Source organism: Lysinibacillus sp. K60, from assembly GCF_019731275.1.
In the GTDB taxonomy this organism is placed as follows: domain Bacteria; phylum Bacillota; class Bacilli; order Bacillales_A; family Planococcaceae; genus Lysinibacillus; species Lysinibacillus capsici.
On the sequence record NZ_JAASJR010000005.1, the window covers coordinates 193,871 to 206,561 of the forward strand.

Sequence of the window (12,691 nt, forward strand, 5' to 3'; positions counted from 1 at the left end):
TTAGAGTAACACTATTGTATATTTTTGTATAAGAAGTAGAGGTGAGTAACTATAAAAAAGAGCATTCGAATATTATCCCTAAACATGGACATCTTAGCTGAAATTGACAACTATGAGTCCATGTTTTTCAATCGTTCATGGTATGATGTAGGAACAATAGAATTGCGAATAAATCGCCATATAAAATACGCTAACACTTTATTAAAAGATAACCTTATTCTCATCGGAACAGATTTGAATAAGGTTTTTATTATTAAACATCGTGAAATTGAGTTAGATGCAAGTGGTAAAATTACAGAGAACTGGTTAATTAAAGGTTACTCTCTAAAATCGATTGTTGCTCAGCGTATTACCATTCCACCTACAAATAATGCATATGATAGTAAGACAGGTACAGCTGAAACTGTAATGAAACATTATGTGTCTCAAAACCTTGTGAATCCATCTAATAGTAAAAGAAAAATACCCCATTTGTTCATAAAAACGGATCAGCAACGGGGTGTGTATTTAAGTTATTCAACTAGATTTAAAAATTTAGCAGAAGAGATAAGCATTCTTTCTCTATCGAGTAAGTTAGGTTGGGATATAATACTGGATTTAAAAGATAAAAAATGGATATTCGATGTGATGGAAGGTAGGAATTTAACAGTAGGGCAATCAATAAATCCACCGGTCATTTTTTCACCTCAATTTGAAAGTTTAAAATCATTGCATTACACAGAAAGTGAATTAAATTACAAAAATCTAGCAATAGTTGCTGGACAAGGTGAAGGTGTGGATAGGCGAATTATCGAGGTAGGTGACTATTCATCAACAAAACGTCATGAAGTTTTTATTGATGCCAGAGATATTGCAGAAGTTGATGATAATCAGCAATTAATATCACATGAGAAAATTACTGAAGCTTTAGTTGCTCGTGGAAAGCAACAGTTAAAAGAATTCATGCAAGAAGAGTATTTGGAGGGACAAATACTAACTAATAGTCCATTTAAATATCAAAAGGATTATGACTTAGGGGATGTTATAACAATTCAAAATTCTGAATGGAATATTTCAATGGATGCACAAATAACAGATATAAAAGAGATTTATGAGACCTCAGGATTTAGCATTGAAGCAACTTTTGGAAACAACAGACCTACACTTATACAAAAAATTAAGCAAGAGTTTACTCAAATAAGTGGAGAGATAAGAAAATAACTGATATGAATAACTATTTTAGTACTTATCTTAAGGCCTTCCATACTTTTGTGTATGGAAGGCTTTTTCTACAAAAAGGAAGTGGTGTAGTGGAAAAATGGATAGCAACATGGGGTGGCTTTATTGGAACTCTTATCTCATATTCAGTAAATGGTTTAGGAATCGCAGTAACTGTTTTGATCGGATTTATGGCTATAGATTATATTACTGGGATACTATCAGGGATAGTCAATCATAATTTAAATAGTCGGATTGGTGTTAATGGTATCATTCGAAAAATCTATTATTTGATGTTGGTAGGCTCTATTTACTTATTAGCTTTTGTGATTCCAGGGATTGAGTATGCAGGTGACGGAGCAGCTATTGCCTTTTGCGTCCTTGAATTTATTTCAATTACGGAAAATGGAACAAAGATGGGGTTGCCAACACCAAATTTCATCAAAAATATTTTAGCAATTGTAAAAGATCATGCTGGAGAGGAGGACAGCAAATGAGCATAAATATTACAAAGGCTTGTAGAGATTTAGATCAGTTGCTTTCAGTAGCACAAATAGCATGTCGATTATTATTTCAAGAATGCTATAAAGAAGGGATTAAAAATATTTTTATTACTGAAACATATCGTTCTCAGGAAAGACAAAATTACCTGTATGCACAAGGTCGAACTAGACCAGGACAAATTGTAACTTGGACATTAAATAGTAATCATACATCACGACTTGCTTGGGATATTGCAATTGGTCCACCACAATCTTTGTATGATGAAGCTACTTTAAAACGAGTAGGAGTTATTGCTCGTAAGCTAAGTATTATATGGGGTGGAGATTGGACAGGTAGTATAGATCGACCTCATTTCGAGGTACCAATATCTTGGAAAATGCCAGCTAATTATAAATTTGAGGGACAAGTCATTATACCTAGTAGCAGTACAAAGAAAGTCCAATTAATTATTGGAGAAAGGAAGGAGGAGACAAAATTGCCTCAAGCATGGAACCCACATTCAACAGCAATACGTACAGCAACGGAGAGCTTTATAGCACAAGCAATCAAAGAAGGGGTTATTCAAGAATCACATTTAAAAGATTTAAGGAACGGTGTGATGACAACTGATCACTTACTAGGTCTTTTTATTACCATTCAACAACGACGTGCCAAGTAGTTAAAATACCGCCAAATAAATGGCGGTGTTTTAACAGTAAATCCACATAGTAACAACCATTACCATTAGGAAATCTCATTGCATGTAATATTATGAGGTTAGGCCATGACATGGAATAGCCAGCTACTAGCTTATGAAGGACAATATATCAATAGGTAAGCATTCGGAATCAATTCAGATAAAGTGTTCACTTTTTTCAGTGAACCGATTAATGCATGAATACATATAATCACCAATAGGGTAGAACCTAATAGCCAGCTGATTAATTTGATACCCAACTGCATACACGATCATTAAATTGAATTAGATGGGTAGATCTTATTTAAGGAACGGTAAGCATTCTAAGCACCTATTAATATAAAGACAAAAAAATATTTTAGAACTAATCATACAATGTGAGAACATTTGTATGATGTATATTTACATATTTTGTTATAAATGAGGGAATTACTCTATAAAAATTTAATCTGTTTCTTTATTGGATTCTTCACCATTCAAAAATAGAAATAGGGAAATTATAACATATTAAAATAGGACTTTTATATAATTATTGTACAATTCCCATATTTTTATAGATTTACAAACCGTTGTTTTAGTACACTGAATCTATGAATCGAAGGGGGAAAAACAGTGAAGAAAATAATGTTAGCTGGTGCACTGAGTATTGCATGTTTTACAGGAGGGTTTGGTGGACAGGCGTATGCACAGGATGTAGTAAATGTGGCAAATATAATTCATCCAAAGCAGAATGTTGCAGCCACTAATCAGTTACAAGCCATGTCCTATCAAGATATTTATAAAATGCTTTTGTTATCTAAAATTGGCTTTGAAAATAATGAAGTCACGATTGTTACAACAAAAAATAGTATTACAGTAAAAATTTCATTAGAGGCGATTCTTCAATCGTACAAAGATGGTACAAACCTCTATCCAGAGGGAGAAAAAGAGTTTAAGGAAAACTATGAAGAACTGAAGAAGTTATTTGGGCAGGCAATTCAAATAAAAATTACACAAACTAGTAATGGCTATAAGAGTGAAGTATATACAGCTGGCAAATGGGAAGCAGTTAGTGCAGAAGATTTAAATGATATGGTACAGGTATTTGCCCGTGCCGACGTTGAGTTAAAAGCAGGTGGATATTTCAAGGATGGTATTGGTCATTGGGCTGAAAGCTATATTCAGTTACTATATCAAACAGATATCATTAATGGGACAACAGCTACTACGTTTAATCCAAATGGACAAGTGACGCGTGGAGAACTTGCGGCTATTATTTTCCGTGCATCTGGCTTAAATGTGAATGAAGATTATGAGGGTCCTGCATCTTATACTGATCTTAATGGTTTCTGGGGTGCTAAGGAAGTAGCGATTCTTGAAGAGTATGGCTTAATCGATATTTTCAATGGTGAAAAATTTGAGCCGAAAAAGCCCGTTACGCGAGAGGAAATGGCCTATATTACTGCTAGGTATTTAGAAGGTATGGAAGTGGATGTTGCGCAAGTGAGCAAAAACAATTCATTCACAGATAAAAATCAAATGCGTCAAGAAACAGTAGAGGCTATTGGTCTATTGCAACATCTAGGTATTTTAAATGGTACGAATGGTAAATTTAATCCAAAAGGTAATCTTACTCGGGCAGAGGTTTCTAAAATTTTAACGCTTACTTTAATGCTAGTTAGTGAAGAAGAATAAAAAAGGAAAGGGATGTCTCTTGTGCGGAGACATCCCTTTGTTATTCAACAAGTATATGGAACATATAGCTTAGGAAATAACCTAGAAATAGATACATAAAAAATGCTTTAATTGAGACTTTCTGTAGCTGATGCAAAATGAATTCAGAAATACTAGCTGTAGCAATCAATCCTATCGAAATGCCCATTAAGATCCCTTGTACTTTGTCTGGTAAAGCCCAATACTGACCAAACCAGATGAAAATACTAAAGAAAATGGAGAAGATAAAGAAATAAATGAAAAGTCTCCAAAGCCTTTCCCCTTGAGAGATGAGCGCAGTAGATAGTGCAAATCCCTCTGGAACATGGTGAAGAATAATGGAGGCTGTGAGAGAAATACTTAATGCAGCATTTCCAAGTAAATTTCCAACAGTGAGACTAATAGGGATTGTATGGATAATCATAGCTAGTGTTAATAGAGAGACAGAGGGATTTTGTGTATGAGAAGCATGAAATAAGGTATCTAGTAGTTGAAAGATAAAATAACCAATAAAAATACCTAATATAATCCCAAATGATTGATAGATTTGAAAGGAAGAGGGGATGATATCTAGCACAAGCAGGCCTACTAAAAAACCTCCGCACAATAATGATAATCCCTGTGTTGTATGCTGAAATAGCTTAGAGAAAATCCAGGCAATCGCGCCCCCAATGCTCACACTGAAAAATAGAAAACCGCCAAGTATCATTGCACTCACCTGTAAAATTCCTCCGCCCTATCATCAACTTAATGTCTTTATCAAACTATATGCTAAGTAGAAATGAATATGCTTGACATTGATTTGCCTGCATAAAAACGATAATGATAAAGATGTGCATACTGCAGGTTAGCGAAGGAAAGAATAGAGTCGAAAATCTATGCTTTTTGTGATGATACATGCAAAGGGAGTTTTGTCGTGAAAGCTGTAACATATCAGGGAATTAAAGATATAGAGGCCCCAACTATTAAAAAGAAGGACGATATTATTGTGAAAATTACTTCTACTGCTATTTGTAAGTCCGATTTGCACATTTACCAAGGATATTCCCCCACATAAGGATTATGTAATAGGTAGGAGTAGCTGTGACAAAAGTGAAAAAGGGAGACAGTGCCATCTTGCCATTTAATGTATCGTGTAGAGATTGTAATAATGGGATCGACAGAAATCATTACACATCAATTGCCATTAGAAGAAGCAAATAAGGCCTATGAAATATTTGGTGGATGGGAAGATAACTGTATAAAGGTGATTCTAAAACCTTAAATGGAGAGTAAGTATGCGCCTTTTTTTGTGGAAAAATAGGGAATGGTTTAAATTGACTGAATATTGGTTTAATTCTATACTTTTTAATAGAAAGGACAGATTCATCGATTATGCTCATATAGGGAGGAATGGTTGAATGAAATGGGATGCAAGTTATGATGTAGTAGTAGTAGGCTCTGGTGCAGCGGGATTGACAGCAGGTTTAACAGCAAAGTTACAAGGAATGAAATCATTAGTGATAGAAAAAACAGATCGCTATGGTGGTGCTTCTGCTATTTCAGGCGGTGCCTTATGGGTTCCTAATAATCATATCATTAAAGGTGCAGGTGTCCCAGATACACATGAACTTGCACGCCAATATCTTGATTCAACAATCGGTGATCGTGTGCCAGAAGAGCTAAAGGAAGCTTATATTACGAGAGGGCCTGAAATGTTACGTTTTTTATACAATAAAACAAAGCATATGCGCTTCCAATATGCAAAAGGCTACTCGGATTATTATCCAGAAAAACCAGGTGGCTTGTCACAGGGACGCTCCATTGAACCACTTATTTTCGATTTAACAAAAATGGGCTCTTTAGCAAATTCTATGCGTCGTGCATCTCTATCAACAAAAGGCTTCACGATGAATAGCTACGAGTTTCATAAAGTGAATATGATGACACGGACGCTAAAAGGTAAAACTACTGCACTGAAATTAGGGGCGCGTTTAGTCAAGTCAAAAGTGACTAAGAGCGATCCAGTAGCATTAGGAGAAGCTTTAATTGCACGTTTACGCCTCTCCCTTGCAGAAGCAAATGGTGAGCTTTGGCTATCTACGGCCTTTAAAGATTTCATTATGGGCAAAGGAAGAGTAATTGGAATTATTGTGGAACGAGATGGACAAGAACTTAAAATTGAGGCAAAGAAAGGTGTTGTTCTGTCATCAGGTGGCTTCTCACATAATCAGACACTTCGGGAAAAGTATTTACCAAGTCCTACGAATGCTGCATGGACTTCTTCTCCAGAAGGTCAAACAGGTGACATCCTTGAACCTAGCGTAAAAATTGGTGCAACGTTGGATTTAATGGACAAAGTATGGGGAGCACCTTCTGTTATTGATCCACAAGGACATCCATTCTTTCTTGTGGCAGATCGTGGCGTGCCCAATATGATTGTAGTGGATAGTGCAGGGCACCGATTTGTCAATGAAGCAGCTCCATACCATGAATTCGTGGATACGATGTATAAGCATCAAGAGGTCACAAAGCAGGCTATTCCTTCTTGGATATTAATTGATGCCTCAGCCAAAAGTCGCTATATTTTTACAGGATTGTTCCCAGGACAGGCATTCCCGAAAAGTTGGTTTGAGCATGGAGTTGCCAAAAGTGCGGATACGATTGAAGAGCTTGCCAAACAAATGGATGTGCCAGCGGAGAGCCTAGTAGCAACGGTGAATCGTTTTAATGACTTTGCGCGGCACGGACACGATGATGATTTTTATCGAGGAGATAGTGCCTATGATAATTACTACGGGGACCCGACACTACCAAACCCAAATTTAGCAGAAATCAAGAAAGCACCATTCTATGCATTGCGTCTTTATCCTGGAGACATCGGCACAAAAGGTGGCCTCGTAGTGGACAAATATGCTCGTGTAATAAAGGAGAATGGCGAACCCATTGAAGGGTTGTACGCTTCTGGCAATTGTTCAGCATCTATCATGGGGGAAACGTATCCTGGCCCAGGCGCAACCATTGGGCCTGGGATGACACTAAGCTTTGTGGCGACAGCACATATGGCCAATGCAGTGACAAAAGATGAGGCATCACTTGTAAACGTGTAAATGAAACGAAGCCCTTCCTTTCTAATAAGGAGGGGTTTTTACGTTGGTGTAATGTTCTAATACTTTCTTGCTAGGAATATAGTGGCTACTAAATGTATGGCGATGATCATGTGAAAAGGAGCGATTTAGTTCATTGCTAGCTTATAAACTCATCACGACTATCGAAGAGTTAGAGCCCTATCGGAGCACTTGGTCAGAGATTCTGGAAAGAGAGTATAATAATAACCCTTTTATTGAGTACGAATGGATTTCAACTTGGTGGACAACGCTCGGGATTCATGACAATGTCAAGATTTACATAGTGGAACATCAAGGTAGAGCAGTTGCCTTTTTTCCGTTAGTGCATTCTGTACGTTTTGGTACAATCCATTATTTCAGCTTTTTAGGACAAGGTTTTGCGACCTATATGGAAGTGATCGCTGACAAGGAGTGGTTAGAACCTTCCATTACGTTTCTTTTGAAGGAGTTTTCACGAAAATATAAGCGTTATTTAATCGTGTTACATGGATTATTAGAAAGTAAAAATACCTCTCAAGAATTAGAAAAATATGCGATTGAATATCAGATGCCTCATTCGATTTTTCGAACTGTCACATCTTATATTGATTTTCAAACCATTCCTATGGAAACATTTCTAAAGAGGCATCGCAAGAAATTCAAAAGCCTTAAACGGCGTGAAAACAAATTAAATTCACTTGGTCATGTCGTCTTTCAGGAAGTAAATCACAAGCATCTACAAGACATGTTTACGTTATTCCAGAGAAGATGGCAAAAGAAAATTGATAAAAGTGGCTTTACCGAAAAGCAAACTCGTCTATTTTATGAGCAACTAGCTAAAACCAACAGCAAGGAGCTTCGCGTAGAAGTTGATAGCTTACAATTTGAAGGTCAGTGGATTGCTTTTACAATTGACCTATGCTGTAGAGAGCGCAATTTTTGTCAGGCAATGGGCCATGAGCCAGATTTTAATCTATTTGGTCCAGGACGCCTCATTGAAAAAGAAAATATGCTAAAAGCACATCAAGCTGGCTATCGTTATTATGACTTAGGAAGTGGCTATGAGCCATATAAGTTTGAATGGTATACACATATTGATTTTACTAGGAAATTTGTGATGAGTACAAAAGGAGTTAAAGAGCGTAGTATTCGATTATGGATGGTCATACGTGATCGCCTAAAAGGGCTATTAACGAATAATCATCAGCTAGTAAAATTGAAGCGAGACCGATTAGGAGAACTACGTTATTTTCTGAAGCATGCAAGCATGAAAGATTGGCTAAGAGCGGTTACAAAAATGTTCCAACGAATGCTAGCCATTCATATTTTAGACGTTTATATTGCAGAGCAACAACAGAATAACGGAAATGTGAGATTTCAAGAATTATCAATGAAGGACATCATGACAATGAAGGATCGAGCGACAAATGTTACAGATTTCTATAAGGGCTATCGACTCTTTGCAGATAGCGATCATGTCATCTATAAGCGACACGATAAAACGGTAGCGGAAGAAACGGTTAACTATACCTATGAGCTGTCAGACAATATGTCGTTTATAAAAGAATATGATAGCCTGCGACTAGAGGAGATTGTTGCAGATGTGCAGCGGGACGGGAGAGCAGTCTGTACAATAGCCCCGTGGTATAAGAGATACAGACGAAGAAAGCTCATGCAGGCAGGCTTCCATAAAGTAGCTAAAATCAATATAATAAAGATTTTCAAGTGGCAAAAAATATACCATATCTAAATAACAACACCCTCAGCAAAATATGCTGAGGGTGTTTCATTAAAAATGAATACCAGGTTTATCAATTAGCTTGCAGCCTGTACCATACTTGGCTTTTAAGGCACCTTTGAAAAGAGTGTGTTCCAGCTCTGGGAATGTCTGTTTCCAAAGTTCAAAGACATTATGGCTCGATGCTTTGCCGTCCTTTGTTAGTCGCGCAATATGGAAGCCATATTCATCATTACAGCGAGCCAATGGGCGGTTTTCTCTTACTGTAATAATTCGACCGCTTGTCGTCATTTCATATAAGCCCTCATAGCCAGCAATCGCACGGCTTTCTTCCTGTCCTTCAACTAAAGGCTTTTCTTCATATGGTGCTATTTTTTCCTCTGTTGTTGCTTCCTGTTCAGAAGATTGAGTTTCTTTAGCACTGTTTCCTGCTGGTAGTTGTTCAACAATCACAAAATCTTTCTTAGAAGCTTTATCGCTCATTGTCGCCATCACGTTCATGATAGAGCCTACATAGCGTAATGGTTTTTCTCTTCCTTCTTCAAAAACAAAAATATTATACTCGGTTTTATTAATCTTTTTCATAATAATATTACCCGTTGTAATAGTAAAACCGATGAATTTGTTCTTTTTAAGTGCCTGTATTGCTTCTTGCTTTGTTAAAATCATTTTGAAAATCTCCTAAAGAATTATTTATTCTATTCTACCATAAAAATTATCACATTGTTTTTCGTAAAATAATGGTTGATTTTGTACAATGCAGGGAAATATCCCTATTTTCTCAAATTTAATAATGGTACTATTAAGAATGTTTGGGGAATAAAGCTCCTTTAAAAAGGAGTCTTTCATAATAGAGATACAATTTTAGTAGGGAGTGTTGATAGGTTGATCAATGTGCTTGGGGGCATCGGTTTATTTTTACTTGGAATGACGATGCTAACAAACGGTTTAAAGGAATTGGCAGGAGATGCCTTGAAAAAATGGCTCAATCGTTTTACAGGTGGGACCATTAGCTCGGTATTATCTGGTACATTTATGACAATGCTTGTACAATCCTCCACGGCCACGACCTTGATTACGATAGGTTTTGTCAGTGCTGGACTTCTCACATTTGTCCAATCGATTGGCGTTATTATTGGCGCCAATATCGGGAGTACGAGTACTGGTTGGATTATTTCATTAATCGGCTTTAAGATCAATATGCAGACAATGTCCTTGCCTTTTATTGCGCTTGGTGTATTTGTTCAATTGCTCGCACCACGTGATTACAAAGCAATTGGAGGGCTAGTGACTGGTTTTGGCTTATTATTTTTAGGCATTGATGTTCTTCAGGGAGGAATGGCTGCGGTACAAGATAAAATTCCATTCGATGCATTTAGTGCAAATTCTATTAGTGGCAAGCTAATTTTAATTGTTTTGGGTCTTATCATGACGGTTATTATGCAGGCTTCTAGTGCTGCAATAGCAGCCACTTTAACAGCTTTATATGCAGGTGCCATTGATTTTGAACAGGCTGCTTATTTAGTCATTGGTCAAAATATCGGGACGACAGCTACAGCGTTATTTGCTGCGATTGGTGCATCAACAGCTGCAAAACGAACAGCTGTGACACATGTAATGTTCAATGTAGTCACTGCTATACTAGTGACATTCGGTGCAAGGTTTATGTTTGCACTTACAGAGTTCGTCACGAAATCCATCAATGGTAGCTTTGATGAAACACTGGGCATTGCTGTTTTCCATACATTATTTAGTGTGATTGGCGCGATACTCTTTGTGCCATTTGTTCGTCCTTTTGCAAAGGCCATTGAAAAAATGATACCTGAAAAAGGAAGTTATTTAACTCGTAATTTAGATAGTAGTGTTGCCAAACTACCTGGGGTTGCTGTAGAGGTATCCTTTAATACATTACAAGATATTACTAAGGAAATGACTAAAGTACTCGTTTCTCTTATTCAAGGAAAAAAACGCACAGCTGAAACAGACAGTAGATTGGCTCAAATAGATGAGGCAATCGAAAAAACACGTTTATTTATGGATGCTATCCAATCTTCCTCTCAAAAAGAACGGTATAAGCATATTGCCCTTTTACATGCTTTAGACCACTTATATCGTTTGTCAAAGGCATTACGTGAGCAACATCCAAATGCCTTTCAATTACAGGAGACATTAACCCAAAAGTGGTTAGAGGTATTGGAAAAAGTACTACTAATCATTGATGAGGATGAACGTCTACCTGAGATTGCTAACTTGCTTGAGGTTACTTCCTCTGAAATGGCTGCGGTGCGTCGTGATAAACGAAACGCATATTTTGAGCATACTGTTGAAAATGTGGTAGAGTTAGAGACAGCCGTATCGAAAGTGGAGACTTTGCTGTGGATTGATCGACTTGTCTATCACTATTGGCGTACGACCGCTCGTCTTGCAGAGTACCAAACCGTGACTAAGAAAGGTCGTCATATTGACACAGAAAAAAATACAGTAACAGTTGAATAAAAGGAATGCTCGTCTTACGTTTGTAAGCGGGCATTTTTCTTCGCTTCACAAATAAAGGAGGATCTAGAATGGTTCAGCATAAATTTACAATGGACTTAACTTGGTCAGAAGGAAGAAACGGTACAGGAAATATCAAAGCTAGTAATTTGCAAACACAAATTTCTATTCCTCGGGAAATGAATGGACCTGGCATTGGTACAAATCCAGATGAAATGCTGTTAGGGGCAGCTGCAACCTGTTATTTAATTACACTAGCTGCTTTATTCGAAAGGTCAGAAATAGCTGTGCTGGAATTATCCATGCAGGCACACGGATTTGTTAGTGTAGAAAATGGCATTTTTACGTATGAAAAAATTGTGCATAAACCGACTATTATTGTGCAAGAGCTAACAGAACATCTTGAAAAAAGACTTCTACGCTTAACACATAAGGCAGAACAAACATGTATGATCAGTAAAGCATTAAAAGGTAATGTTGTGATTGAATGTGATGTTCAAATTTTTGAAGCAAGCATATAATAAGACAGCAAGAGTTATTCAGCAAGTAACGCTGATATAACTCTTTTTTTCATAAAATAAGCACTTTTTCTAAAAGAGTTCTAGAAATGTTCAAAATGAATATATAGAGTTAAGTGCTAAAAAAATGCAAAGGATGATGTATTGCACGTTCAGACAGCTCAGAATCTCACATTCTATGGTCAGTACGGCAAAAGAATATTTGATATTATTGGGGCATTATTTTTGCTTTTTATAACGATACCTCTAATGCTAGCTATATTCCTCATTTTACTCATAACGACAGGTCGCCCCATTTTTTTTAAACAAATCCGAACTGGCCTCGATCATCACCGCTTTGTGATTTGGAAGCTACGAACAATGTGTATTCAGGCAGTTCCAGTCAATATGCCGACTATTTGTGCTGATGGAATCCCTGATGATTATTATTTTAAAACAGAGCAAGATACACGCATCACAAAAGTGGGCGCTATTCTTCGAAAACTCAGTATTGATGAAATTCCACAACTTTTAAATGTGTTAAAGGGTGATATGAGCATTGTAGGTCCACGTCCTGAGGTACCAACGATCACGAATGCATATAATTCCTTACAGGCTCGGCGTTTGGAGGTAAAGCCAGGATTAACAGGCCTCGCTCAAATTAATGGTAGGTCGAATATTTCACATGGACAAAAAATATCATATGACATTGAATACGTTGATCATTATTCCTTTTGGTTGGATGTCCAAATTTTGTTGAAGACAATTTATGTTGTAGTTACACGCACAGGTGCTTATTAAAAAATAA

11 protein-coding genes and 1 pseudogene are annotated in these 12,691 nt (G+C 36.9%); 10 read left to right on the forward strand and 2 right to left on the reverse strand.

What is annotated here, in order from left to right; genetic code table 11:
* Window positions 1-69: 69 nt before the first annotated feature.
* From HCH28_RS12800 to HCH28_RS12815, 4 genes are all read left to right on the forward strand, one after another.
* Window positions 70-1,200 carry a siphovirus ReqiPepy6 Gp37-like family protein gene (locus HCH28_RS12800; protein WP_446669943.1) on the forward strand — a complete coding sequence of 377 codons (1,131 nt, stop codon included), beginning with the start codon at window positions 70-72 and terminating at the stop codon, window positions 1,198-1,200.
* An 89-nt stretch (window positions 1,201-1,289) separates the two neighbouring features.
* The gene (locus HCH28_RS12805; protein WP_221681242.1) at window positions 1,290-1,694 is read left to right on the forward strand and encodes a phage holin family protein; all 405 of its coding nucleotides are present in this window, start codon (window positions 1,290-1,292) and stop codon (window positions 1,692-1,694) included.
* On the forward strand, window positions 1,691-2,359 hold the full coding sequence (locus HCH28_RS12810; protein ID WP_255601295.1) for a M15 family metallopeptidase: 669 nt from the start codon (window positions 1,691-1,693) through the stop codon (window positions 2,357-2,359). The genes HCH28_RS12805 and HCH28_RS12810 overlap by 4 nt, the downstream gene beginning before the upstream one ends.
* 630 nt (window positions 2,360-2,989) lie before the next feature.
* Complete coding sequence (locus HCH28_RS12815) at window positions 2,990-4,051, forward strand: S-layer homology domain-containing protein (protein WP_221681243.1); 1,062 nt, start codon at window positions 2,990-2,992, stop codon at window positions 4,049-4,051.
* 40 nt (window positions 4,052-4,091) lie between these two features.
* On the opposite strand, the gene HCH28_RS12820 is transcribed toward HCH28_RS12815, so the two are convergent.
* Complete coding sequence (locus HCH28_RS12820) at window positions 4,092-4,778, reverse strand: ZIP family metal transporter (RefSeq protein WP_255601410.1); 687 nt, start codon at window positions 4,776-4,778, stop codon at window positions 4,092-4,094.
* 207 nt (window positions 4,779-4,985) lie between these two features.
* Here HCH28_RS12820 and HCH28_RS12825 point away from each other — a divergent pair.
* From HCH28_RS12825 to HCH28_RS12835, 3 genes and pseudogenes are all read left to right on the forward strand, one after another.
* Window positions 4,986-5,215 (forward strand): annotated as a pseudogene (locus HCH28_RS12825) (alcohol dehydrogenase catalytic domain-containing protein); the annotation flags it as partial.
* Between the two features lie 254 nt (window positions 5,216-5,469).
* Complete coding sequence (locus HCH28_RS12830) at window positions 5,470-7,158, forward strand: FAD-dependent oxidoreductase (protein WP_221681245.1); 1,689 nt, start codon at window positions 5,470-5,472, stop codon at window positions 7,156-7,158.
* Between the two features lie 133 nt (window positions 7,159-7,291).
* The gene (locus HCH28_RS12835) at window positions 7,292-8,905 is read left to right on the forward strand and encodes a GNAT family N-acetyltransferase (RefSeq protein WP_221681246.1); all 1,614 of its coding nucleotides are present in this window, start codon (window positions 7,292-7,294) and stop codon (window positions 8,903-8,905) included.
* A gap of 39 nt (window positions 8,906-8,944) precedes the next feature.
* Here HCH28_RS12835 and HCH28_RS12840 read toward each other — a convergent pair whose 3' ends face one another.
* A complete protein-coding gene (locus HCH28_RS12840) occupies window positions 8,945-9,562 on the reverse strand; it encodes a 3-ketosteroid-delta-1-dehydrogenase (RefSeq protein ID WP_221681247.1) in 618 nt (205 codons plus the stop codon).
* 225 nt (window positions 9,563-9,787) lie between these two features.
* Between HCH28_RS12840 and HCH28_RS12845 the strand changes: the two genes are divergently transcribed.
* The 3 genes from HCH28_RS12845 (at window position 9,788) to HCH28_RS12855 (ending at window position 12,684) form a co-directional block, all read left to right on the forward strand.
* Window positions 9,788-11,389, forward strand: a complete 1,602-nt coding sequence (locus HCH28_RS12845) for a Na/Pi cotransporter family protein (RefSeq protein ID WP_274773495.1) — start codon at window positions 9,788-9,790, stop codon at window positions 11,387-11,389.
* Window positions 11,390-11,457: 68 nt separating this feature from the next.
* Window positions 11,458-11,907: an SACOL1771 family peroxiredoxin gene (locus HCH28_RS12850; RefSeq protein ID WP_221681249.1), complete on the forward strand. Its 450-nt coding sequence runs from the start codon at window positions 11,458-11,460 to the stop codon at window positions 11,905-11,907.
* 141 nt (window positions 11,908-12,048) lie between these two features.
* Window positions 12,049-12,684 carry a sugar transferase gene (locus HCH28_RS12855; RefSeq protein ID WP_221681250.1) on the forward strand — a complete coding sequence of 212 codons (636 nt, stop codon included), beginning with the start codon at window positions 12,049-12,051 and terminating at the stop codon, window positions 12,682-12,684.
* Window positions 12,685-12,691: the final 7 nt, after the last annotated feature.